This is a genomic window from Paraburkholderia caffeinilytica, from assembly GCF_003368325.1.
GTDB lineage: Bacteria > Pseudomonadota > Gammaproteobacteria > Burkholderiales > Burkholderiaceae > Paraburkholderia > Paraburkholderia caffeinilytica.
On the sequence record NZ_CP031466.1, the window covers coordinates 3,362,085 to 3,385,313 of the forward strand.

Annotated in this window: 21 protein-coding genes; 12 read left to right on the top strand and 9 right to left on the bottom strand. The window is 61.9% G+C overall.

All coding sequences use genetic code 11. From position 1 onward, the window contains the following. The first annotated feature begins 33 nt into the window (after positions 1-33). The 6 genes from DSC91_RS14760 (at position 34) to DSC91_RS14785 (ending at position 6,442) form a co-directional block, all read left to right on the top strand. Entirely contained in the window at positions 34-3,486 is a 3,453-nt protein-coding gene (locus DSC91_RS14760; RefSeq protein WP_115779392.1) for an RHS repeat-associated core domain-containing protein, read from the top strand. Positions 3,487-3,515: 29 nt separating this feature from the next. After that, entirely contained in the window at positions 3,516-3,914 is a 399-nt protein-coding gene (locus tag DSC91_RS14765) for a DUF4279 domain-containing protein (RefSeq protein ID WP_115779394.1), read from the top strand. A gap of 143 nt (positions 3,915-4,057) precedes the next feature. Beyond that, positions 4,058-4,957, top strand: a complete 900-nt coding sequence (locus tag DSC91_RS14770) for an RHS repeat-associated core domain-containing protein (protein ID WP_115779397.1) — start codon at positions 4,058-4,060, stop codon at positions 4,955-4,957. 8 nt (positions 4,958-4,965) lie between these two features. Then, entirely contained in the window at positions 4,966-5,157 is a 192-nt protein-coding gene (locus tag DSC91_RS37490) for a hypothetical protein (RefSeq protein ID WP_162831288.1), read from the top strand. A gap of 152 nt (positions 5,158-5,309) precedes the next feature. Beyond that, positions 5,310-6,056: an RHS repeat-associated core domain-containing protein gene (locus DSC91_RS14780; RefSeq protein ID WP_244218016.1), complete on the top strand. Its 747-nt coding sequence runs from the start codon at positions 5,310-5,312 to the stop codon at positions 6,054-6,056. Continuing rightward, the gene (locus tag DSC91_RS14785; protein ID WP_115779400.1) at positions 6,053-6,442 is read left to right on the top strand and encodes a hypothetical protein; all 390 of its coding nucleotides are present in this window, start codon (positions 6,053-6,055) and stop codon (positions 6,440-6,442) included. The genes DSC91_RS14780 and DSC91_RS14785 overlap by 4 nt, the downstream gene beginning before the upstream one ends. A gap of 36 nt (positions 6,443-6,478) precedes the next feature. On the opposite strand, the gene DSC91_RS14790 is transcribed toward DSC91_RS14785, so the two are convergent. The 6 genes from DSC91_RS14790 to DSC91_RS14815 form a co-directional block, all read right to left on the bottom strand. Further along, positions 6,479-6,712 (bottom strand): SymE family type I addiction module toxin, encoded by a 234-nt coding sequence (locus DSC91_RS14790; RefSeq protein ID WP_115779402.1) that lies wholly within the window; start codon positions 6,710-6,712, stop codon positions 6,479-6,481. A gap of 78 nt (positions 6,713-6,790) precedes the next feature. Continuing rightward, on the bottom strand, positions 6,791-7,132 hold the full coding sequence (locus DSC91_RS14795; RefSeq protein WP_229758389.1) for a helix-turn-helix domain-containing protein: 342 nt from the start codon (positions 7,130-7,132) through the stop codon (positions 6,791-6,793). A 193-nt stretch (positions 7,133-7,325) separates the two neighbouring features. Beyond that, a complete protein-coding gene (locus DSC91_RS14800) occupies positions 7,326-8,810 on the bottom strand; it encodes an ISNCY family transposase (protein WP_115779406.1) in 1,485 nt (494 codons plus the stop codon). A gap of 273 nt (positions 8,811-9,083) precedes the next feature. Beyond that, positions 9,084-10,904, bottom strand: a complete 1,821-nt coding sequence (locus DSC91_RS14805) for a J domain-containing protein (RefSeq protein WP_115779408.1) — start codon at positions 10,902-10,904, stop codon at positions 9,084-9,086. Positions 10,905-10,910: 6 nt separating this feature from the next. Further along, positions 10,911-12,620: a molecular chaperone HscC gene (locus tag DSC91_RS14810; protein WP_115779853.1), complete on the bottom strand. Its 1,710-nt coding sequence runs from the start codon at positions 12,618-12,620 to the stop codon at positions 10,911-10,913. Between the two features lie 285 nt (positions 12,621-12,905). Further along, entirely contained in the window at positions 12,906-13,367 is a 462-nt protein-coding gene (locus tag DSC91_RS14815; RefSeq protein ID WP_115779410.1) for a GNAT family N-acetyltransferase, read from the bottom strand. A 117-nt stretch (positions 13,368-13,484) separates the two neighbouring features. Here DSC91_RS14815 and pdxR point away from each other — a divergent pair, with 117 nt between their 5' ends. Beyond that, on the top strand, positions 13,485-14,972 hold the full coding sequence (pdxR, locus tag DSC91_RS14820; protein ID WP_115779412.1) for a MocR-like pyridoxine biosynthesis transcription factor PdxR: 1,488 nt from the start codon (positions 13,485-13,487) through the stop codon (positions 14,970-14,972). A 19-nt stretch (positions 14,973-14,991) separates the two neighbouring features. Here the strand turns inward: pdxR and DSC91_RS14825 are convergent, their stop codons facing one another. From DSC91_RS14825 to DSC91_RS14835, 3 genes are all read right to left on the bottom strand, one after another. After that, the gene (locus tag DSC91_RS14825; protein WP_115779414.1) at positions 14,992-16,095 is read right to left on the bottom strand and encodes an NAD(P)/FAD-dependent oxidoreductase; all 1,104 of its coding nucleotides are present in this window, start codon (positions 16,093-16,095) and stop codon (positions 14,992-14,994) included. Between the two features lie 178 nt (positions 16,096-16,273). After that, positions 16,274-16,477, bottom strand: coding sequence for a DUF3562 domain-containing protein (locus DSC91_RS14830; RefSeq protein ID WP_115779416.1), 204 nt, complete (start codon positions 16,475-16,477; stop codon positions 16,274-16,276). Between the two features lie 183 nt (positions 16,478-16,660). Beyond that, the gene (locus DSC91_RS14835) at positions 16,661-17,725 is read right to left on the bottom strand and encodes a DMT family transporter (RefSeq protein WP_115779418.1); all 1,065 of its coding nucleotides are present in this window, start codon (positions 17,723-17,725) and stop codon (positions 16,661-16,663) included. Between the two features lie 309 nt (positions 17,726-18,034). On the opposite strand from DSC91_RS14835, the gene DSC91_RS14840 reads away from it, so the two are divergent. From DSC91_RS14840 to DSC91_RS14865, 5 genes are all read left to right on the top strand, one after another. Beyond that, a complete protein-coding gene (locus DSC91_RS14840) occupies positions 18,035-18,634 on the top strand; it encodes a uracil-DNA glycosylase family protein (RefSeq protein WP_115779420.1) in 600 nt (199 codons plus the stop codon). Between the two features lie 170 nt (positions 18,635-18,804). Continuing rightward, a complete protein-coding gene (locus tag DSC91_RS14845; RefSeq protein WP_115779422.1) occupies positions 18,805-19,404 on the top strand; it encodes a cytochrome b in 600 nt (199 codons plus the stop codon). Positions 19,405-19,474: 70 nt separating this feature from the next. Next, the gene (locus DSC91_RS14850) at positions 19,475-20,926 is read left to right on the top strand and encodes a glycosyltransferase family 2 protein (protein ID WP_115779423.1); all 1,452 of its coding nucleotides are present in this window, start codon (positions 19,475-19,477) and stop codon (positions 20,924-20,926) included. Positions 20,927-21,117: 191 nt separating this feature from the next. Then, positions 21,118-22,356 (top strand): aromatic ring-hydroxylating oxygenase subunit alpha, encoded by a 1,239-nt coding sequence (locus DSC91_RS14855; RefSeq protein ID WP_115779424.1) that lies wholly within the window; start codon positions 21,118-21,120, stop codon positions 22,354-22,356. 432 nt (positions 22,357-22,788) lie between these two features. Continuing rightward, on the top strand, positions 22,789-23,205 hold the full coding sequence (locus DSC91_RS14865; protein WP_115779425.1) for a rubredoxin: 417 nt from the start codon (positions 22,789-22,791) through the stop codon (positions 23,203-23,205). Positions 23,206-23,229 lie beyond the last annotated feature (24 nt).

Here is a 23,229-nt window from a genome sequence, read left to right on the forward strand (position 1 = left end):
ATTCGATTCCTTTCCCGGTTTCTCGAGATTCTTATGCGACTCATCGATGCCCTCGCGGCGCGTCGCGCGCTGCTGCGCCCGTTCGTGCTGTTTTTCTTCGTGCTGATCTCGTGGTTCGCCGCACCGCATGCGCGCGCCATGGAATGTCCAATGGCCTACGCCAAAGCCGGCGCCTTTCCGACCGACCCGCAATGTTCACTGAAGGCGGCTGCGGCCGATTTCGGCGGCATGGGCGGCTACATCTGCGGCAACCCGTCGACCATTGCCGCGTATTGCGGCGGCGCTTCAACTGACGGCGTTACCGTCGGACCCGTGCCGGCCGAGGGCGCCATTGCCGCAGAGGGCGATCTTCCCGACGGCCAGCCCGGCGGCGCCGGCGGCTGCGCCGCTGACGCGACGGCCGGCTGTGGCGGCAGCACGTCCGGGGCCGACCCGGTGAACCTGTTCACCGGCCAGTTCGGGCTGGTCGCGCATGACCTGCATGTTGCGGACACGATCGCGCTGGATCTCGCGCGGGTCTATCGCAGCAGTACCTATGACGCATCCGGAAGTCCGGTGGCAGGCGTGTTCGGCGTGGGGACGACGTTTGCGTACGACAGCCATCTGGTGTTCAGCGCAGCGGATGACCGTGGTGTGCGGTCACGCGTCGAACTGTACCTGCCGAGCGGTGTGCGGGTGCCGTTCACCCCGCGCGCAGGCACCACGACGGCGTGGGACGACCTGACGAGCCCGGGCGAATACTATCGCGCGGGGATCAGTGGCGGCAGTGCGGGTATGACGCTTACGCTGCGCGACGGCCGGGTGCAGCAGTTCGCAATGGTCAACGGACTATACCGGTTAAGCCGCGTGCAGGACCGCAACGGCAATGCGGTCGTGATCGCCCGCGACAGCGCGAGCGGGGCGATCACCGGCATCACCAGCCCCAACGGCCGCAAGCTCACGTTCACGACGGTGGCCGGTGCGCGCGGCACACGGCTCGTCTCGCGCGTGACCGATCCGCTGAACCGCCAGGTCAGCTACACCTACGACAGCCAGGACCGCCTCACCCAGGTCACGGACGCAGGCGGCGGCGTGTGGAAATACGGCTGGGACAGCAAATCACGGCTGGTGAGCGTCACCGACCCCGAGGGCAATCTGCAGGTCGCCAGCACCTACGACGACAACGACCGCGTGGTTGCGCAAAAGCTCGCGGACGGCAGCACGTTCGGCCTCGCCTATACGGTCACGGGCGGCAACGTGACAAAGACCGAAGTGACGGACCGCCGCGGCAGCATTCGCCGTCTGGAGTTCGACGCGAACGGACGGGTGGTGCGCAACACCTATCCGGCTGGCCAGCCGGAGCAGCAGGTGCAGACTTTCACGTACGACGCGACCGGCCGCGTGACGAACCTCACGGCAGGAGATCGCCAGTACACCTATGGCTACGACGGGAACGGCAACCGCGTCAGTGAAGCCGACCAGTTCGGGACACTCATTCAACGCACCTTCGACAGTTACAGCCAGCTGCTCACCGATGCGCAGGCCGGCGACTGGCAGCGGGGCGTCGCCACGGTCTACACGTACGACACGAGGGGCAACCTGCTGACCATCACGGACCGCCTCGGCAACCGCACCACGCAGACGAACGACAGCCAGGGCCGCCCGCTGACGGTGACCGACGCGCTCAGGGGCGTGACGAAGTTCACGTATACCGGCGCGGATCTGACCAGCGTCACCGATCCGCTGAACCGCACCACGCAGTTCACGTCCGATGCCGTGGGTCGCGTGACGGCGGTGCAGGACCCGCTGGGCAACACGACCAAGCGCACGCTCGACGCGCTGGACCGCACGACTGAGCTCACCGATGCACTGAACGGCGTGACCCGTTTCACGTGGGATCGCAACGGCCACCTGCTCAGCCAGGCCGACCCAAAGGGCGTGACGACCCGTTACGCCTACAACGCGATCGGCCGGCCGGTGAGTAAAACCGACCCGCTGGGCCACAACGAGACGTATACGTGGAACAGCGCGGGGCAGCTGGCGAGCGTGACCGACCGCAGGGGCCAGTTGAGGGTGTACACGTATGACGCGGCGGGCCGCCTGCAGTCGACGTATTTCATGCCGGACGGCAATCCGAAGGCGAAGCCGGTTCGAAGTCTGGGATACAGCCGGGATGCCTTTGGCCGGCTGCAGGATACGAGCGATAGCGGCAATGACCGGGCACCCGGCGGTACGAGCGCTTACTACGACAGTGTCACCGGCAAACTCAGCCAGTGGTTCGATTCGTCAGCGAACCAGCAGGGGCGCGTCTGGTTCCGGTACGCGGCCGACAGCCGGGATCTGGCTCGCATCGAGATGAAGGATGCGGTGGTGACCTACAGCCGCGACGCCGGACACCGTGTCACGCAGATCCAGTACGAGGTGAACGGCGAGGCGCCGCGTACTTTCGGCTATACCTACGATGCACTCGGCCGACGCAGTCAGGCGACGCTCGCCAACGGCATGACGGCGATCTACACATGGGATGCCGCCAGCCAGTTGACGGGCATCACATACAAACGCGCCGACGGCAGCGTGCTGGGCGATCTGACGTACGGCTACGATCCGGGCGGCCGTCGCACGAAGGCGGGCGGGAGTCTCGCGAAGGTGGACCTGCCGCAGGCGGTGAACGACGCACAGTACAACGCGGCCAACCAGCTCACGCGCTGGTCGGGCAGGACGATGGCTTACGACCTGAACGGCAACCTGGCCAGCGATGGTGCGAACCAGTACAGCTGGAACCCGCAGGACCTGCTTGCCGGCATGACCGGCGGTGTCACGGCGAGCTTCAGCTATGACATCTTCGGGCGTCGCCGGGACCAGACGGTCAATGGTCGCCGGACGCAGTCGTTCTGGCTTGGCGACGAACTGGCCTTCACGATTGCAGACGGCGACTACGCGCACCGTGTGCGTCAGTTCTCGCCGTATCCGGAGAGCGGGCTGGATGAGCTGACGTACCGGCGTATCGGGGACGATGCGGGTCAGGACCGCTATGTCCTGCGCGATGGGAATAACAACGTGATCGCGCTGACGGATGCGAACCAGCAGAGCCAGACGCAGTACCGGTTTGAGCCGTACGGGAAGACGACGCCAACCGGGGTGGCCGATCCGAACGCGCAGCAGTACACGGGCCGGGAGAACGATGGGACGGGGCTGTATTACTACCGCAATAGGTACTACAGTCCGCAAACGGGCAGGTTCATCAGCGAGGATCCGATAGGCTGGGCCAGTGGGCAGACGAACGCGTATGCTTACGTCAACGGCAATCCGGTCTCCAATTCCGATCCCTACGGGCTGGCTCCGGGCGACAAATGGTACGGCTATAACGATCGAACATTCCAGCGGTGGGCGCATGGTGAGAAAGCTATTATGGGCCGAGCGCCCAACGAAAACTTCACCAAAGATGACATTCGAGATCTATGGGACCAGTGGCAACAGCTCGGCTGTCCTGTGCCTGGTAGTCGCTAAATGGGCTGATGCATTAAAAAGGGCCGAAAATGAATAATCCTGCTACGTCCGCATGTGATGAAACGTTCGTCACACTTTGTGTGTATCCAAAAAGCGCTGAGATTTTTGATTCAGTTGACGAATTCTCGCTAGTGCCTCCGACCTTAACCTCCGACAGAAATGGAGTCTTCGCATGGTTTTGGAGCACTCAATCATCTGTTGCTTCCAGAGACGTCGGTGAGCATCTGAAGTTTATTGTAAATCTTGTCTCACAAGCCCAGCTTCAAATGGCGACGTTAGAAGACATAGGTTGCAAATGTTGGTTGAGCTGCTTCTGGGTCTCCAGTACTGGGAATGGAGGTCCCGGTCTGGAGCCGGATGTAATTGCTAGCTTGTCCACGCTCAATCTGCCGCTCTATTTCGACATCTATTTTGCTGAGCAAGAATAGCTGATCGGTGACTTGAACGCAGAGGAAAATGCCCGCGACGGCTCTTGCTCAGGCACAGCCGTGGGCCTCGGGCGGTCACGGTCAACCGGACGTAGGTACGTTCAACGAATACAACTACGACGCGCTTATCAAACCGCAAACCGATGAGTGTCGGCGTAGTAGCGTTTGTCTACTATCGGGAGCGGTATTACAGTCCGGCGACGGGAAGGTTCATCAGTGAGGACCCGATAGGCTGGGCGAGTGGGCAGACCAATGCGTATGCTTATGGGGGTGGGAATCCGGTGCAGTTCACGGATCCTGCGGGGCTGCAGGCGATTCCGATCGTTCCGCCACCTCTACCGGTTGGACCGAATTGCAATCCGGGTTCGGGAGGTGTTCCGAAATGGTTTAACGATCTGTTTGATGGGTCGACTTTCAATAGGCCAAAAAATCCACCAGATGAGGGCCCGGCAAATGGTTGGATTGAGGGTCCGCGGCGGGGGCGTGAATACGGATCGGATGGTTTGCCGCAGCGCGACTATGACAAACCGCACCAAGGCAACGAGGTGGATCATGTGCATGAATGGCCGGGGGGCACGCGAGGAACCGGGGCGTCCTTACTCGCCGTGGCCCCGAAAACCATGACAGACGGGAGCGCATCGATGATTGATTTCTCTGGTTTCGTGGAGGCGCATGTCACTGGCATCACCTTTACTGAGGACGATAAAGGCGTCAGCATTTTTTTCCGCGGACAAGCCAGGCAGTGCTTCACTCTGGTTGCGGAAGGGGTGGATCGTTTTGTTGCTGACAAATTCCGCGAGCAGAACATTGTTGACAGAATTCATCTGTGGGATTCGGCGAGTGAGCCGAATGACTATCGGGATTCGCTAGCGCTTCTGCTGTCCGGAGTGAGCAGTGACCAGAGGAATGAGACAGTCTGGTTGCCGGTGATTGAGCGCGAAGTGGTTGCGATTGAACGAGGGGAAAAAGTGTTCGTTGAGATCGAGCCTGTGTATGGCGGATGGATTGTTCTTCTTGCGAAGAGCATAGCCATAAACAGGTAGATGTGTTTGTGGATCAAGTTGTGACGGAAGGGCCGCATTCGCGGCCCCTTCTGATTTTAAAGCGGCGTAATGATGAGTTTTTGGTGTTCGACGGTGATACGCACGCGCTGTCCGGGTTCGAAACCAGCGGTCTCGACCTCATCCACGGAAAGGTGGCCGGCTCCTTGCGCAGATGGGAGGGCAGGCTTGCCGGTTTCTGATAGCGCCAGGATTCCTGGATGGTGACAGACGGTTATACCTACGATGCGCTCGGCCGGCGCAGTCAGGCGACGCTCGCCAATGGCGTGACGGCAACCTGGCCAGCGATGGTGCGAACCAGTACAGCTGGAACCCGCAGGACCTGCTTGCCGGCATGACCGGCGGTGTCACGGCGAGCTTCAGCTATGACATCTTCGGGCGTCGCCGGGACCAGACGGTCAATGGTCGCCGGACGCAGTCGTTCTGGCTTGGCGACGAACTGGCCTTCACGATTGCAGACGGCGACTACGCGCACCGTGTGCGTCAGCTCTCGCCGTATCCGGAGAGCGGGCTGGATGAGCTGACGTACCGGCGTATCGGGGACGATGCGGGTCAGGACCGCTATGTCCTGCGCGATGGGAATAACAACGTGATCGCGCTGACGGATGCGAACCAGCAGAGCCAGACGCAGTACCGGTTTGAGCCGTACGGGAAGACGACGCCAACCGGGGTGGCCGATCCGAACGCGCAGCAGTACACGGGCCGGGAGAACGATGGGACGGGGCTGTATTACTACCGCAATAGGTACTACAGTCCGCAAACCGGAAGGTTCATCAGTGAAGATCCCATAGGCTGGGCGAGTGGGCAGACGAACGCGTATGCCTACGTCAACGGCAATCCGGTTCAGTTCAATGATCCGTTTGGGCTTGGGCCATGGGACAACCTGTATGGGCTTCCTCGAGACTTTTGGCGCTGGTATCACGCCAGCGGCAATATGACAGGCGAAAAGGTGGGCAACGGACAGGTGCCAAAAGCTGAGGCGCTAGGGGCATATGGAGAATGGAAGCGTCTGGGTCAGCCGGGCCCTGGGTGTAATCAATGCAATGCAGCGTCGCGGACTGCCGTCAGGACGGAATTATGAAACTCACCATTTGGGTTGATGCTCAATTTCATGAGTTGAAAGACTCGGGGATTGACAACATGAAAAAAACATTTGCCGTTCGGCAAAGGGAGGGTTCAGATGGGCGGCGGAAGATTCATGTCTGGCTTTCTTCCAGTGAGAGGGTTGTTGATGATGTGGATTTAGAGATTCAGGATTTCTTAAGAAATCTGCAGGTGTGTGGATTTGACGAGACGGCGGAAAACGTTTTGCGCGTTGCCATATTTTATGAATTGAATGAAACAATTGTATTTCCGTTTTCTATCTCATCATCAACCATAAGGTTGTTGGCGGATTGTGGCATGTCGCTGGAAACCGTCGGATATCCCTGTTCCGACGACAAGCCTCGGCCAAGCGACGTTTCATAGCATGACAGAAGGGCCGCGTGAGCGGCCCTTCTTCATTTAAAGCGGCGTAATGATGAGTTTCTGGTGTTCGACGGTGATACGCACGCGTGATCCGGGTTCAAAGCTGGCGGTCTCGATCCATCGGCCGGAGAGCTTCATCCACGGAAAGGTGGCCGGCTCCTTGCGCATATGGAAGGGCAGGCGTGCCGGTTTCTGATAGCGCCAGGATTCCTGGATGGTGACAGAGCGTTCGGTGACGGGTGGACGTGCTTTATGATTGGCATCAGCCATGATCAACTCCTTGTCTGAGTTGGTGGTGGTCAGCGGGCGGTAAGTGTTGACGCACTCATCGCCCGCGCTGCGTTTACATCACTTCAGTCTGGATGACCATCGTTCAGCCCCGTACTTGATGATCATGCCTTCGAGCAGTTGCTTGATAACGGACTGCTGTTTCCTGGGCATGCTGGCGATGGCCTGGAACTGCATGGCCAGATCGGCGTCAGCCTCAAGCTCCTCCTCCTCAAAAATCAGGGAATCGGTGGTCACACGCAAGGTCCTGGCGATCTTCTTGATAGCCTCCAGGGACGGTTGCGAGGTACCGGCTTCATAGCGCTTGATCTGGGTGATGGGCAGGCCGATGGCGTCGGCCAGCGCCTGCTGTGTCAGGCCCTTCTGCTTGCGCAGGGTGGCGAGTCGTGCGGCGATGCTCATAGTAGAAAACCAGTGAGTCGAGAACGCCACGATCGTATCGCTGGGAAATTAGCACCGTCTGGCGGGCCGTCATCGCGCGAGCCGTTGCGTCTGCCGGCTCACCTGTCGAGGCCAGATTGAGATGTCCGCTTCCCGGCCAGATAGAAATGTCCGGGTTTAAGGGGTTCAGGATTTACCTTTCATGGGTTAGAGATCACGCAGTGTCGAAGGATGGCGTTTGTACGGGCAGGGCGCTTACGTCCGTTCCACTGTCCCTTGCAGACCGCCGGCCAGGTTTGCGGGGTTGCGGTTGCGCCTGTCTTTGCTGGGCGAGATCCACAATTGCATGTTCGATGTCGGTCTGATTGAACTCGCGTTGTTTCTTCTTGCCTGGCGAACGACTTTGGGCTTTGGTTGGGGCGCTCAGATGAGTCCGGGAAGGTGCCTTACCGATCCGGCTGTTATCGCGTTGTGCCTGAATCGCCTGCGAAACCTGGAGCACGTGGCCCAATCGCTTGTGTTCAACGATTGCGCCCTGATCGATCTCGGCCAACCGGTCGTACTGCCTGCACGTCAGAACACGGCCGTCCGCCCGGAGTTCGATACGTCCATCGGGGTACTCCCAGATCTCGATATATCGATCGATCAGCTTGCGGTGCTCCGGCGTGTCCTCCAGCAGGTACATTACGCGGTCGTACTGCACGGTCAGCGACTTTGTCACCTTGCGCGACTCGCGCCACGTCATCACCAGCTCAAGGCTCTCATCCGCACGCAGCGGCCGGTGCGCGTCGAAATCGCTCTTCGGCGGCTTGGCGAACCGCGCGTTATAGGTGGCCATGAAGACAGGGGCGAACGCGTTGGCATCGGCGATCGTATTGATGCCACGCAGTCGCAATTCCTTCACGAGACGGTCCTGCAGCGTCAGATGCGCGCGCTCGACGCGGCCCTTGGCCGGGCTGCTGTTCGCGCAGAAGGTGTCGATGTTCAGCTCGTACATCGCCCGCCCAAAGTGGGTCACACTATTGCCATCCTTGTTGGCGCCCGTCTTGCGAAACACGCTGTACTTGTCGCTATAGAGCGCGCCGGGTTTGCCATGGCGCTCGATGTACGCGCGAGTCGCCTCGAAATAACTAAAAGTTGACTCGGTCGCCGTGAAATGCAACGCCATCAGCCGGCTCGTCGCATCGTCCACATACACCAGCAGCGTGCAGGCCGGCGCCCGGTCCTCGAACCAGCGATGATCGCTGCCGTCGATCTGCACCAGCTCGCCCAGACACGCGCGCCGGGCCCGCGGCTGGTAGATCTTCGGTGGGCGTTGCCGGCGCGGTATCCACAGCCCGGCTTCCGTCATCAGGTTGCGCACGGTTTCCTTCGCGAGTCGGATGCCGTGACATTCGCGCAATTTCTCGCACGCCAGTGTCGGGCCGAAATCGACGTATCGTTCACGGACGATGGCCAGAGCACGTTGTGCCAGTTCGCCGTCCAGCCTCCGATTCCCGGGCATCCCGCGCTTGCGGGAGATCAGTCCGGGCGCGCCAGACTCGCGGTATCGGGCCACCAGTCGCCGTATTTGCCTGGTCGTCAGACCCAGACGTTCGGCGGCACGCCATGGCTTGAGCCGTCCCTCCGTCACGTCCTGGATGACCTTGAATCTGTCCAGTTCCCGCATCGTCATTGTTATCCGTTCTGTCACAGCCATCGATGTCTAGAGCGCCCGAAAACGGCGGGTGGCTAGCATACGACGGCATCAAAAGCGGACATTTCTATGCGGCTAAAAGCGGACATTACCATCTGGCCGCTACATCACCAGAGGGTGCTAATTTGCGTTATGTCTTGCGCCCCCCTGGCCCGGCCGGCTGGAGCAGTCAATACTTTCGGAGAATCAAAGAGTGCGGCTTGAAATTCGCCTGAGCAGCTTCTACTCATTGGGCGACGAGCGGCGTTTCTTTAAGCCGTGAGCACGGTACTATTGTCAAACCGCCTTTCCCCGCGACAAACGTCGCTGCTTCAGTTCCTCAATAATCCAGACACTCATCAACCCCGCACTCACACAAGCAATGATGTCCGGTTTGGACAATGCAAGCGCCAACCAGCCAAAGTGCACATAGCCGCGAAAAAACCCCGGCACGGCGCTGCGCAAATCAGTCCAACGTGTCGTCGCCAGCACACCACCTGCCGTTGCCATCACCGTAAAGAGCGCCCACGCGAATTGCGTCGAACGCTCGTCCCGTTGCAACAGCAAAACGATCAACGCGACGAAACCCGCCAACCACATCGTCGCCCCAAACCACGCGAGGCGAGGTCGGCGTGCGAGCCAGCCGCGCCACTCCTGTTGTGCAAAAGCGAAGAAGAAAGCGAACAACACGCCGTGCGCGAACGGCATCTGCCACGCGCGAGGATCGGTGGAGAGCCAATGGCCGGCGAAGCCGAAGCCGGTTGCCCCCACGGCGGCCAGTATCGCGAGCTGTTTGATGCGAGGCCATCCATAGATCAACGCGGTCCACATCGTGCAGATGCCGAGTATGTCCATTGCAGCCGAGGTCAAACGCCCACTACCGCCGTCACACAACGCGGCGGCAGTGGCGCCAAGCCACACCGGAATCCAGCCATGGCGCAGCCAGCCAATCGAACGCAACGCCCGCAGCCGCTGTTGCTGCGGCTCGGATAGCAGCACAGTCGTTGCGGCGCTGGCGACCAGCGTCACCATCACCGTGGCTAGAAGCACGGCCAACTGGACGGGCGTCCATTGATCGAACCAGCGATCGCCGTTCAGATTCATCGACGCGTTGGCAAACAGCAAACCGCACCACGTGCTGAGCGCGAGCGCCGGACCGAACAGGCGGCCCGCGCCGATTCGGAACGTCAGGCAGCGTGTCCAGAATTCGACCTTTTCTCTGTCGAGCCGCAGGCGCACGACATTCGGATGATAGCGACTGAGCGCCGTCAGCAACTGTTCCATCTCGACGCGCACGCCTGCGCGAAGCAGTGCATGCGCACCCGCCGCCAACGGCGGCTGAGGCCCTTCGAGCAGCGCCATGGCATTCGTGAAGCGCAGCCGCAGCGCTGTGTAGTCCTCGTCGGCGAATACGCGGTCCAGCGCGAGCGTCGCGACGGCCGCATTGCGCCGCCGCAGATGGTCGGCGTTGTCCCGCCATCCGAGGACCGCACTCAGGTTCATGCGCAGCGTGGCGGGCGCATCCTCGTTCAGGCAGTGAACCAGCGCTTGCCATTCGAGTTCGTCGCGCATCTGAATGTTGACGACGGCGGCGAATAGATCCTGCAGCGAGCGGCGCGACTCGAGCTGGTCCCGTTGCGAGGCGAAGTGCTGCCACAACTGCACAGCGCTTTCGAAGGCATCGTGTTCGCGAAGGCGCGCTTCAGGTTGCGCCGGTATGAAACCGGATGATTGCGGCGTCTTCTGCGTTGAAGGTGCCGGACGCGAACCCGGCGCAATTTCCGTGGCGGGTATAGATTCGACAGTGGCCTCGGCATTGGCGCTCGCCGCATTCCGCGCCGAGGTCGGCTCCGGCGCCGGCGTCAGCGTCGAGACCGGCATCGACACAGGTACTTGCGCTGAAGCGGATGCCGCGGCTATCCCCCCAGCCGCGCCGTTGCTGGCGATCTGCAACGCAGATTCATACGCGTACCGAAGCCGCTGAAACGCCTCGGCGTCCTCATCCGGGCGCCGCTGTTTCAAGAGGCGTGCATAAGCGCGACGCACGGTGCGCTCGTCGGCGTTTGCCGCAATGCCGAGCAGATCCCACGGCCAGTGATGGGCAGAAGTCGTATCCATAGCCGGTCAGTACGTCACGTGCACATCGAAGCGATCCAGCAGTGCGCTCAATTCGCTGCGCGCATGGGCGATTTCCTCGGCGTTCTGCCGCTCGAGCAGCGACTGGAACCGCGCGATATGCGCGGCCAGATATTGCCGATGCTCGCCGAGCGTTTCCTCATAAACGCGATCGGCGCGCGTGAGCAACGTGCGATTCTCCAGTTGATCTCGCGGATGGATCTTCAATGCAGCCAACGCTGCGAGCCGTTCGCCGATTTCTTCCGGCGTCAGCACGCCGGGGTTTTCTTCGATCACCATTGCACGCTTCACGCCGCCGGGAAACGCAGTGGCTTCCACTTCGAGCACGCCATTGATGTCATAGGTGAAGCGCACATCCGCGCCGGCCTGGCCGGCCGGTTTCTGCGGCACATCCAGCGTGAATTCACCGAGCGGCACGTTGTCGGCGGTCAAGCGCGCTTCGCCCTGGAATACCTTGATGCTCAGCATCTGCTGGCGGTCGCTCACCGTGAAAATGCGTTGCATGCGGCTGACCGGCACGATCGTGTTGCGCTCGATGATCGGCAGAAAATGCCCCGGCACATATTGATTGGCGCCCACCTGCATCGCGGTATCGATGCCGAGGCTATACGGCGCGACATCGGTCAGCACCATTTCGTCGAGACCGGCATCGCGTGTGACGAGTCCCGCCTGCACGGCGGCGCCGAGCGCGACGACTTCGTCCGGGTTCAGATTGGCGGCGGGCAAGCGGCCGAACATCTTCGAGACCAGCTTGCGCACCATCGGCATGCGCGAAGCGCCGCCGACGAGGATGATTTCGTCGAGCGCATCCACGGCGATCTTCGAATCGCGCAACGCTCGCTCGACCGGTTTGCGCAGCCGTTGCAGCAGATGCTCGCAGGTCCGTTCCGCCGCAGCTGCTTCGAGTTCGAGCGTGTGCTCGACATCGCCGACGGTGAGTTTGAGCGTGACGCTCTCGGTCGCGTTCTGCGTGAGCAGACGTTTTGCACGTTCGGCCTGCTGATGCAGACGCTGCGCGGCAATCGGCGTCAGCGACGCGGCGCGAAGGCTGGTGCGCTGGCAGAACAACTCGACGAGTGCCTCGGTGAAATCCTCGCCACCCAGAAAATTGTCGCCGGTGCTGGCGCGCACTTCCATCACGCCTTCGAAGAAATCGAGCACCGAGACGTCGAACGTGCCGCCGCCCAGATCGAAGATCAGAAATTTGCGTTCGCTGTCGCGCTGATGCACGCCGTACGCGAGCGAGGCTGCAGTCGGTTCGTTGACGAGACGCAGCACATTGAGGCCGGCCAGTTCGCCGGCAATGCGCGTAGCTTTGCGTTGCGCATCGCTGAAATAGGCGGGTACGGCGATCACGGCGTCGCTCACCGTTTCGCCGAGAAACGCCTCGGCATCGGCTTTCAACGACTTGAGCACCAGCGAAGAGAGTTCTTCCGGACGCAGTCTCTGCCCGCCGAGCGACACGTTGCGATTCGTGCCCATGTAGCGTTTGAAGTTCGCGGCGGTGCGTTCAGGATGCGTATGCAACCGGTCGTGGGCGGGACGGCCCACGAGGATCGAGCCGTCGTCGTCGATCGAGACGCACGACGGCGTCAGTACGTCGCCCAGTGCGTTCGGGATGAGAGCGGCTTCGTTATTGCGCCAGACGGCCGCAAGGCTATGCGTGGTTCCAAGATCGATGCCGATGATCGAAGGCATGTACAGTTTCCGATTCGTTTTGCGCCCCTCCGTGAGGAGATCGCCCAAGGTCGCGTGGGAGCCAGGTGGTGCTCCGTCCAATGGCGATAACGGCAGGCTGCACGCAAACTTGAGCGGCGAGGGGAGCGGCTGCGGTGCGAATCGGTGCGGGCGATGCAGTACGCATGCCGGCTGAATAAACCATCGGACATGCGAATGCGATACCGGGCCGCGCAAGGAAGGCGGCGCGAAGAGCGGATGCGAAGAGGAGATGCGAAGCCCGTCAGGCGGGCTTGCTGCGCTGTATCACAAGGCCTTGCGGTACACCACGAAACCGGAGTGGTCCGCGACCTTGTCGTATAGCTTCATCGCCGTGTGATTCGTCTCATGGGTCTGCCAGTAGACCCGCTGCAAACCGTCTGCCTTGGCCCGCGCATACACTGCTTCGATCAGTGAGCGGCCGACTCCTTTGCCGCGCGCCGCCTCCAGCGTGTAGAGATCTTGCAGATAGCAGGTCGGCGCCACCATGGTGGTGTGACGGTGATACAGGAAGTGCACGAGCCCAAGCAACTGGCCGTTGCGTTCGGCGACCATTGCGTGCATGGGCTCGTAGGCGTCGAAGAAACGCCCCCACGTGACCTGCGTGATCTCGCGCGGCAATGCCGTTTCGCCCGAGCGGCCATAGAACGCGTTGTAGGCGTCCCAGAGCGGCAGCCAGGCGTCGAAGTCGGCGGGCGTGACAGGGCGGATTTGAATCGCGTCGGACATGGGGGCTCCTTGTAGGGTTAGCGTGGTGGGCGAGTGACGACTCCAGAACCGTCAGCATAAGAAATTTGTGGCACCATTGTTAGCTCCACAATGCGATCGAAATTTGGAGCCACGAATTTGGACTACAGCCTGTTGATGTCGAACGTCGAGCGTGCAATGGGTGGGCGCAAGCTTACGCAGCAGGACTTGCTCTACGAGAGTCTGCGTCGCGCGATTCTCGATGGCGATATCCGTCACGGCAGCCGTCTTCTTGCCACGCGCGCACTCGCCGAACAGTTGGGCATTGCGCGCAACTCGGTGCTTTACGCCTACGAACGGCTCACCGAGGAGGGCTTCATCACGGCGAGCCGGCATGGTTCCATCGTCAGCATGGAGAGCGGTTCGGGGGCTTCGATCACCGCCGCAAGCGGCAGCGTGCAGACGCCTGAAAATCGCCTGTCGCGCCGCGTCGCCGACCTGCCGCGCGAGCGCACGAATCCCGATGATCCCACGCCGTTTCGCCCCGGCGTACCCGCACTCGATGAATTTCCACTCGCGCAATGGCGTGCCTCGATGGAGCGCGCATGGCGCGCTGTCGAGCCGCGCGAGCTCGGTTACGGCAACAATGCCGGGCACCCCGCATTGCGTCGCTCGATTGCGGAATACGTGCGCGTCTCGCGCGGCGTGCGGTGTTCGGCGGAGCAGGTGTTCATCACCTCGGGCACGCAGGCGAGTCTCGATCTATGCGCCTGCATGCTGGCGGACCCCGGCGACAGCGTCTGGGTCGAGGACCCCGGCTATCAAGGCGCAAAGGCCGCGTTTCAGGCTGCTGGCTTGCAACTGGTGCCGATTCCCGTCGACGCCGCCGGCATGGCGCCGACACCCGATCATTGGCAATTGACGCCACCGCGCCTGATGTACATCACGCCGTCGCATCAATATCCGCTTGGCAGTGTGTTGAGCCTGGAGCGGCGCTGGTCGATCATCGAGAATGCAGTGGCGCGCGGCGCGTGGATCATCGAGGACGACTACGACAGCGAACTGCGTCACAGCGGTCCGCCGTTGCCGTCGATCCAGGGCCTCGCGGTCGACACGCCGGTGATTTACCTCGGCACCTTCAGCAAGACGATGTTCCCGGCATTGCGGATGGGCTTCATGATCGTGCCGGCTCATCTCGTCGCGGACATCGACGAGGCTCTCAGCGAGATCGCGCGGCAAGGGCGCGTGGCTGAACAGATCGCGTTGGCGGATTTCATCGACAGCGGGAAATATGCGCGGCATCTGCGGCGTATGCGGCGACTGTACCAGCAGCGCCGCGCCGCACTGGTGAGCGCGATCGAGCGGCATATGGGCGACCTGGTGACGGTTTCGTCCGACGGCGGCGGCATGCATCTGACGATGCGGCTCGATGTGCCGCTGCGCGACCAGGACGTGAGCGCGGCGACGCGCGAACACGGTTTGCATATCGCCGCGCTGAGCGCGTTTTGTCAGCCGCCTGCCAAAGGCGCCGCGCGCTACAACGGTTTCATGCTTGGCTACGCAGGCGTCAAACCGCACGAAGCGGATGCGCTGGTGGCGCGACTCGCCGCCGTGGTGCGTGGGCTGGGCCGTACCGCGAACGTCTGATTGCTATGACGAAAGAGAACTAGACCGTTTCCGCTCTGAGCCAACGCGCAAGCCCGGCGTCGTCGTCGGTATCCAGCGCTTGCGCGACCCGGCGCCCGACTGCCGCGCCGAATTTATAGCCATGGCCCGAGCATGCCGACACCACTAGCGTGTTGCCGAGCCGCTTCGAAAAAAAGCGTTGGTCCGCAGTGAACGTGTAGGCGCAGGTTTTTACTTCGGTAACCTTATATTCGTCGATGCGGCTGAACGGTGGGGAAAACAACCGGCGCAGACGGTCGCCTTCACCCTGCGCCGCGATGCGATTGGCATCGGGATCAGGCGCAATCGACTTGTGCACGCCCGCGCCGAACTTCAGACCGACACCGTCGATCGGCGGCAGCACGTAACCGCCGCTGCCGCCGCCGATATCGACGATAGCGGGCGCATTCGACCATGCGTCCGCCAGATCCGCGGGGGGCTCGATATAGGCAACCGCGTTGCGATACGTCATCAGCTTTTCGGCGAGCGCGGGGAACAGTTGGAGCGTCCACGCGCCGGCGGCGACCACGAGCCGGTCGGCACGGAGGATCGTGTCGTCCTCGATCCGCACGGAGGCCGCTTGCGCATCGACCGCGAGCACCTTGGCGTGGGTGCGAATGTCCGCGCCGCGCATTTTGAGCCACGCTTTCATGTCGTGCGCGATGCGTTCGCTAAATAACGCGCCGCCATCCCGATCGAGGTAAGCGTAGCGAAACGTGGCGGGATCGAGAAACGGATAACGCTCGGCCGCGTCGCGCGGGTCGAGCGGTTCATAGTCGAAGTTCATCCGGTCGAGGCCGCTGCGGAACAACTCGGCGCCGTCACTGGCGCATTGCGAAATGCCGAGCACGCCACAGTTCGCGTAGTGAGATACGCCCAGATCATTCCACAGCAGATCCCAACTATCGAACGCCTCGGCGATGGTGCGTGCGTAGCCGTCGGCATCGCCATAGGCGCGACGAATCATGCGATGCCGGTCGCCCGAGGCGGCAAGCGGGTTCGGAATCGAACTCTGCTCGATCAGCGTGATGTCGTGTCCCAGCTTCACGAGCGACCACGCTGTGCTCAAGCCGGCAATGCCCGCGCCTACGATTGTCACCCGCATGCGGTCTTCCCCCGAGTCGATGTATCCGGGTCAGAGTCTAGCAGCGGAAAAATAAATAAATGCGCGTTCGGGCAGTAGGAAAAATAATTCGGTGCGTGGTCTGGAGAATCGCCGCGCGAGCCATCGGGGGCGATTCAGCGTGCTGCCAAGCAGGCGGTGGTCTCCGCGCGCCGCCGTATCAGTGTTTGTGTTCCGAGGTATGGCGCAGTTTGTCGCGTACTTTTTTCGCGGCGAACAGCGGCACGTAATCGAACACACGCGCTTCGTGCCGGTAGTCGGCCAGTGTGTCTGCATACATCTTCGAGACCGTTTCCGTGGGGGTATCGGTTTCCTCTGCGATGCTTCTCACCACTTCGTCGACATTGGGCTCGGGCTGGGACATGGAACTCTCCGGGGCAAACGGGTGGACCGGCGGGATTGCCGGGAACGGACGCACGACAGGAGTTTCATTAGAGGATGCGATCGGCCGCGATGCCAATTGAATCGGTCTATCGCACAAACCGTTCCACAGAGATTTTTGTCTTGCACTGCAATAAGCGCCCGCACCACGCGGTGGGGCAGGAAATCAATGTGTGTGCCGGTGATGAATATCTGGGAAATGCGCGTGCGTGTGCGTGATCGGCGTATGGGAATGCGGATGCGTGTGCGGTTCGTCGCCGTCCCATGCGAAATCATGCTCGTGCTGGTGATGCGCGTCGTGCCGGTGGCGATGCGTGTGGTCGAGCGGGGCGTGCGTGTGCGGATGCTCGTGACGTTCGCGGATGTGCAGCCAGACACCCAGTGTCATCAGGGCCGCAGCCACCCAGAACAGCGGTGGCGGCATTTCCGGCCATAGCAGCCACGACAAGGTCACGCCAAATAGCGGTGCGACCGAAAAATAGGCGCCGGTGCGCGCGGTGCCGAGATTGCGCAGCGCGACGACGAACAGCACGAGACTCACGCCGTAGCCGGCGAAACCCGTCAGCATGGCGAGCGCGACGGTTGCGGCCCTGGGCCAGGCGGCGCCAAAGGTGAGCGCGAGCGTCACGTTGACCGAACCGGCCACGAGCCCTTTTATGCAGGCGATGAACATCGCGTCGTGAGTCGACACCTTGCGCGTGAGGTTGTTGTCCACCGCCCAGCAGGCACAGGCGCCGACCAGCAGCAGCGTGCCGGGCGGCAGGCCGGCCGCGCCCGGCTGCCATGACAAGGCCACACCGCCCGCGACGATCGCGGCCATCCCCAGGAACACCTGAATGTCGACGTTCTCGCGAAACACGATCCACGCGATCAGCGCGGTGAATACGCCTTCGAGATTCAGCAGTAGCGAGCCGGTGGCGGCAGGCGTCGTCTTCAGACCCAGCATTAACAGCGCCGGCCCCGCGACACCGCCGGCCACGATCGCGCCGGCGAGCCACGGCACTTCGCGCAGCGGGAAGCGGTGCTGACTGACCGGCTGGCCATTCGTGTGACCTTTCAGGCGACGCGCCAGAATCACAGCGGCGAGACCGGTGCCGCTGCCCAGGTAGAACAGTCCGGCCAGCAAAAACGGCGACAGCGAACCAAGCAGCGCCTTGGCGAGCGGGGTGGTCGCGCCGAACAAGGCGGCGGCGAGCAGGGCGGTGAAAGCGGCGTTGAAGCGGGTCGGCATGAGCGGAAGATTCAGTGGGTGCAGGCGTTGCCGACACAATACCGCTATCGGGCCGTAGACGCCTAACTCCGCTGAACATTCGATCGGGCTGCAAACCCCACGGGTGCGCGCGCATCCGAACTACTTCTTTGAATGCGTGCATTGGCTTGCTTACATAGGGGGCGGGCGACGCCACGGTGTGGTTTTAGCGATGGCGGATGTTTTATATGGCCGTGGCCGAGTTGTTCGGCTATGCCAATGGGAACGAGTGAGGCGTGGGACACTATCGCTTTCTGAAGCGCCACACCCAATCCTGACCCGCGCCCTGGTATGACCGCAAGGAAGCCCGTTTCCCTGAACACGCTATTGCGCGACATTCGCGCCTGCACGGTGTGCGCGCCGGTGTTGCCGCATGCGCCGCGGCCGGTCGTCGTGGCGTCGGCCGATTCGCGCATTCTGATCATCGGCCAGGCGCCTGGTGCGCGCGTGCATGCTTCGGGCATTCCATGGAGCGATGCGAGCGGTGCCCGTTTGCGCAACTGGCTCGGCGTCTCCGACGAGACCTTCTACGACGCCTCGAAATTCGCGCTCGTGCCGATGGGCTTCTGCTTTCCGGGCAGAGGGGCGAGTGGCGATCTGCCGCCGCGCCCCGAATGCGCCGCGCTTTGGCATCAGGCCTTACTCGCCCAGTTGCGCGAAGTGCGGCTCACATTGCTGATTGGCCAATACGCACAGCGTTTCGGCCTCGGTGACGCGTCCGGGCCGACGCTAACCGATACGCTGCTGCGTTGGCGGGATTACGGTCCCAGCGTCATACCGCTTCCGCACCCCTCGCCGCGCAATATCGCGTGGTTCAAGCGCAATCCGTGGTTCGAGGCGGAAGTGTTGCCGACCTTGCGGACTCGGGTCGCGGCGGCGCTCCAGGAATGATTCGCCACGCGCGGTCGAAATAATCTGAAACACATCGCTAAGCGCCGCGTGGAATAAAACGTCACACTAATGCGTTTGGTTCATAGCCGCGTCGCGACCGGGCCATGCTCCGGCATGGCCGAATTTTCAAACAGCTTTCGCCAGAAAACCCATTGCAGACGGAACGACCGATGAATATTCACGCCGACTCCCTGATCGATTCGACCGGCACGCAGGCGCCGTCGCGCTATACCCGCACGGCCATGACGCTGCACTGGCTGATCGCGCTGCTGATGATCGGCAATGTCGTACTCGGCCTGACCGCCGAATCATGGCCAGACGACTGGGTGCGTCCGGTGGTCGATACCCATAAGTCGATCGGCATCACGGTGCTCGGCCTCGTGCTGATGCGCATCTTGTGGCGCGTGACGCACAAGCCGCCGCCGTTGCCGCGCGAGTTTCCGTCGTGGGAAAAGATCGCCGCGCACCTTGCCCATTTCCTGCTGTATCTGCTGATGATCGCCCTGCCGCTGTCCGGCTGGCTGCACGATTCCGCGTGGAAAGATGCCGCCACGCATCCGATGCGTCTGTTCAATCTGTTGCCCTGGCCGCGAATCGGCTATGTGATGAATCTCGATCCGTCGTTCAAGGAGACCTTGCACGACCGCTTCGGCGCCTTGCATGCGTGGCTCGGCTACGCACTGTATGCGTTGCTGGCGATGCATATCGGCGGCGCGTTGAAGCATCAATGGATCGATCGCAAGTCGGTTCTGAAACGCATGGTGCCGTAAGCACCGTCACGCTGCTTTCTCTCTCGCTGTCTATCTGATAACCGCACTATCGACGGGCTCGGCAGTCATTTTGAAGAAAACTCTGGAACAGGCACTCGCCCTTGCATCGCCGCGCATTCTGCCGCGTCCCACTACGCTGCCGAGCACGCTGATTCATTTCAGCGTCGTCGTGCTGTGGTTGCTGCTGTTCGCCCGCGCATTCTTTCTGCAAGGCGTGGTGGCGTGGTCGACCGGCATTGCCTATGTCGTGTACGACACGTTGCTGCTCGCGTTCGTCACCTGGAAAACGCTGCCGCTGATGCGGCCCACGCCGCCGCTCGAGCCGGACTTCGATGCGCGCAACTTGCCGGGCATGGGTGTGATCGTCGCGTCGCATAACGAGGCGGCGGTACTGCCGGTGACGCTCGCCGCGCTGCTGCGCCAGACGCATGGCCCGGCGCAGATTGTGATCGCCGACGACGGTTCAACCGACGCCACTCACGCGCTGCTCACCGAACGCTTCGGCCTGGTTGCCGCAGCCGACGGCGTGCTGAGCGCGCCGAGTTCGCTGTACCCGAATCTGTACTGGCTGCGCCTGCCGCACGGCGGCAAGCCGCGCGCGCTGAACGCGGCCATCACGGTCATGACCACCGAGACCGTCATGACCGTCGACGCCGACACGCTGCTCGACGACGACGCCACTTACGCGATGCGCGCCGCCTTCGCGAGCGAGCCGAAGCTGGTCGCGGCGGCGGGCATTCTGGTGCCGGTGTGCGGCAAATCGGTTTCGGGCCGCGTGTTCCAGTGGTTCCAGACCTACGAGTACATGCGCAACTTCATCGCCCGTTTTGCGTGGATGCGCGCCGATAGTCTGCTGCTGATTTCCGGCGCCTTCGCGTCGTTCAAACGCGACGCGCTAGTCGACGTGGGCGGCTTCGATCCGCAATGTCTTGTCGAAGACTATGAACTGATTCATCGGCTGCGCCGCTATTCGGTCGATCATGGTCTCGGCTGGGACGTGCGCGTAGTCGGCGATGCCCATGCGCATACCGATGCGCCGGACAACCTCGGCAGTTTCCTGCGGCAGCGCCGTCGCTGGTTCGCGGGCTTCCTGCAAACGCAATACTGGAACCGCGACATGACCGGCAATCCGCGCTACGGCACGCTGGGCATGCTGATGCTGCCGGTCAAGGCCGTCGATACGATGCAGCCGATCTACGGGCTGACTGCCTTCGCACTGCTGCTCGGCTTTCTGTTCGGTGGGCATGGCGCGATCGTCGTGTCGATTTTCAGCGTGATCGGCCTCAAGACCGCGATCGACCTCGCGTTTTATCTCTGGTGCATCCATCTGTACCGCCGCTGGACTGGCGAGCGCACCGGCTCCAGTTTGTGGATGGCGGTGCTCGCGGCGATTGCCGAGCCGTTCACGTTCCAACTGGTGCGGCATGTCGGCGCACTGCTCGGCTGGCTGCATTTCCTGCGTGGCGGACGCTCGTGGGGCGTGCAACGCCGCTCCGGACTCGTGACGCGCGACGAAAGTTAGCCGCCGTTTGCCTTATTTGACGCATGCAGGGTGGCCGATAGGCGCGATTGCGCCCATCGGCTGCGCAGCAGGGTGTGCCTTGCCGTGAGCGGAACCATGCCGCTTCGGGTTCGAGTAGACTGTAACGCGATGTCGGCCCGCGAATTGCAGGGCGGCAACCTTCCATCCGCTCGTGCACGGAGGCTCCACGTATGCATGCTGTTCCCCCGCTCGAACAAGACACCGTCGATGCGTCAGTCGATGCGCCGCATGCTCATGCAGCCGCGCAAACTAACGTCTCAACAGGTGCGAAACCACACGCGCCGGATCAGGCCGCCAACGAAGCCCAGGTGCGCGATCTGCGCCGCGTCGGTATTCACCCTGATTACTGGTATCCGCTCGCGTGGTCGCATGAGGTGAAGCGGGGCAAGACGCATGGTGTGACGTTCGCGGGTGAGCCGATCGTGCTCGCGCGTACGGAGTCCGGCAAGGTATTCGCGCTCGAAGATCGTTGCGCACATCGTCAGGTGCCGTTGCATCAGGGCGTGGTGGACGGCGAATCGATCCGCTGCGGTTATCACGGCTGGACCTACGACTGTTCGGGTACGTGCATCGATGTGCCGTACCTGGGCCGCGAACGTCTGCCCAATGGCGTGCGTTCCTACCCGTGCCGCGAAGTCGAAGGCCTGATTTTCGTGTTTCCCGGCAATGCCGAGCTGGCCGAAGAACGGCCGCTACCCGCGTTCGGCTCCGTATCCGACAAGAAGTACAAGACGCGCCGTTTCGGCCGCCCGGTGAATTGCCACTACTCGTTCATGCACGAGAACCTGATGGACATGAACCATCAGTTCCTGCATCGCCGGCAGATGGGTCAGATGCGCGCGCGCTCGTTGGGCCGGCGGCGCGGTGACGGTTGGGTCGAAGTCGATTACACGTTTGCGCGCATGGCCGGCCAGCAGCCGATCGGCGAAGCGATCGTGTTCGGCCAAAGCCGCAAGACCGGTGGCGACAACGACAAGGACGTGATGACGATCCGAACCGAGTATCCGTATCAGACGCTGCAGATCCGCACGTCTGACCAGACGCTGGTGATGGATTTGTGGATCATCTACGTGCCGCTCGATCGCGAGCAGCGTACGAACCGGACCTTTGGCCTGCTGTCGATTCGCAAACCCGGCATTCCTGGCGTGCTGAATCTCGCGTGGCCGCTGCTCGTGTGGTTCACCGAACGCATTTTCAAGGAAGACCGCGAAATCGTCGAAGCGGAGCAACGCGCGCACGATTCGCAGGGCGCGGACTGGAATCACGAGGTGTTTCCGGTTATCAATGATCTACGCGCTTTGCTGCGAGAGAGTGGCGCGCCGGACCAGGTGGTGGGTGCCGGAACGGGTGGCGCCGCGGTGATCCGCTTCTGGGATTCGCGTCACGGCAATCCATTGTCGAATACCTGATGATGCTGCAACCGTTGCCGCGATCGTGGGGGCGGTGTCCGAGCATGCTGGCGAGGCAGCTGTTTCGTAGGCGGCTTTCCGTCCGGTGGAGAATGAATCCATCTCCACTCGGTAGAGAATCCGGGCCGGTCGAGCAGCGATAATGGCGTCTAACACGCCGAGGTTTGCGCCAATCGAGATGCCTCAGCCTTCAATCCGTGTACCATTTCGCTTTTTCCGATCTTTAAGAACACCTCGTGACTACGCAACACATCCCCACCGCATCCCGTAAATCCCTCACTCTGCTGCAACTGCTGGGTCTCATCGGCGCTGCGGGACTGATCGCAGCGATCGTGCTGAACCAGTTCGCCTGACCCCGCCACGAAGCCTTTGCTCCAAGCATCCGACCCATGCCGGCCCTAGCCGCCGGCTTCATCGATATTCCGATTTGCCATGTACAAGAAGGGCGTAGCCGTAGAAATCCAGTTTTCTCCCGAACGGCTCAACGACGGCGCCGGCGATCCGTACTGGATCGATTTGACCCAAGTTGAAGCGCAACGGTTGCTGGAAAGCCTGCAGGCACGCCTCGCCGAAAGCAGTGTGGGGACAGCCGCGCCGCTGGTGGTGAGCCTTGATGAGACGCCAACGTCGCACGTGGTCGATGCGCCGCATGCGGCGGTAGAAAGCGCGGCGTCTGCGGACGACTTCAAACAATGGGTCTGCGTGATCTGCGGCTGGTTCTACGATGAAGCCGCCGGTTTGCCGGAAGAGAATATTGCGCCGGGCACCCGCTGGGCAGATGTCCCGGCCGACTGGCGTTGCCCACTGTGCGATGTGGGCAAGGAAGATTTTGCCTTGGTCGAGTTTTAGGCTCGACAAACCTTCCACGGCGCG

What these genes read in the sequence shown, in the direction of transcription:
- DSC91_RS14765 (WP_115779394.1), top strand. Translation starts at nt 3,516, where the DNA reads ATGAATAATCCTGCTACGTCCGCATGTGATGAAACGTTCGTCACACTT.
- DSC91_RS14815 (WP_115779410.1), bottom strand. Translation starts at nt 13,367, where the DNA reads ATGTCCGACGCGATTCAAATCCGCCCTGTCACGCCCGCCGACTTCGAC.
- DSC91_RS14835 (WP_115779418.1), bottom strand. Translation starts at nt 17,725, where the DNA reads ATGCCGACCCGCTTCAACGCCGCTTTCACCGCCCTGCTCGCCGCCGCC.
- DSC91_RS14845 (WP_115779422.1), top strand. Translation starts at nt 18,805, where the DNA reads ATGAATATTCACGCCGACTCCCTGATCGATTCGACCGGCACGCAGGCG.
- DSC91_RS14780 (WP_244218016.1), top strand. Translation starts at nt 5,310, where the DNA reads ATGACCGGCGGTGTCACGGCGAGCTTCAGCTATGACATCTTCGGGCGT.
- DSC91_RS14810 (WP_115779853.1), bottom strand. Translation starts at nt 12,620, where the DNA reads ATGCCTTCGATCATCGGCATCGATCTTGGAACCACGCATAGCCTTGCG.
- DSC91_RS14805 (WP_115779408.1), bottom strand. Translation starts at nt 10,904, where the DNA reads ATGGATACGACTTCTGCCCATCACTGGCCGTGGGATCTGCTCGGCATT.
- DSC91_RS14825 (WP_115779414.1), bottom strand. Translation starts at nt 16,095, where the DNA reads ATGCGGGTGACAATCGTAGGCGCGGGCATTGCCGGCTTGAGCACAGCG.
- DSC91_RS14840 (WP_115779420.1), top strand. Translation starts at nt 18,035, where the DNA reads ATGACCGCAAGGAAGCCCGTTTCCCTGAACACGCTATTGCGCGACATT.
- DSC91_RS14785 (WP_115779400.1), top strand. Translation starts at nt 6,053, where the DNA reads ATGAAACTCACCATTTGGGTTGATGCTCAATTTCATGAGTTGAAAGAC.
- DSC91_RS14760 (WP_115779392.1), top strand. Translation starts at nt 34, where the DNA reads ATGCGACTCATCGATGCCCTCGCGGCGCGTCGCGCGCTGCTGCGCCCG.
- DSC91_RS14865 (WP_115779425.1), top strand. Translation starts at nt 22,789, where the DNA reads ATGTACAAGAAGGGCGTAGCCGTAGAAATCCAGTTTTCTCCCGAACGG.
- DSC91_RS14770 (WP_115779397.1), top strand. Translation starts at nt 4,058, where the DNA reads ATGAGTGTCGGCGTAGTAGCGTTTGTCTACTATCGGGAGCGGTATTAC.
- DSC91_RS14855 (WP_115779424.1), top strand. Translation starts at nt 21,118, where the DNA reads ATGCATGCTGTTCCCCCGCTCGAACAAGACACCGTCGATGCGTCAGTC.
- DSC91_RS14795 (WP_229758389.1), bottom strand. Translation starts at nt 7,132, where the DNA reads ATGAGCATCGCCGCACGACTCGCCACCCTGCGCAAGCAGAAGGGCCTG.
- DSC91_RS14790 (WP_115779402.1), bottom strand. Translation starts at nt 6,712, where the DNA reads ATGGCTGATGCCAATCATAAAGCACGTCCACCCGTCACCGAACGCTCT.
- DSC91_RS14830 (WP_115779416.1), bottom strand. Translation starts at nt 16,477, where the DNA reads ATGTCCCAGCCCGAGCCCAATGTCGACGAAGTGGTGAGAAGCATCGCA.
- DSC91_RS14800 (WP_115779406.1), bottom strand. Translation starts at nt 8,810, where the DNA reads ATGGCTGTGACAGAACGGATAACAATGACGATGCGGGAACTGGACAGA.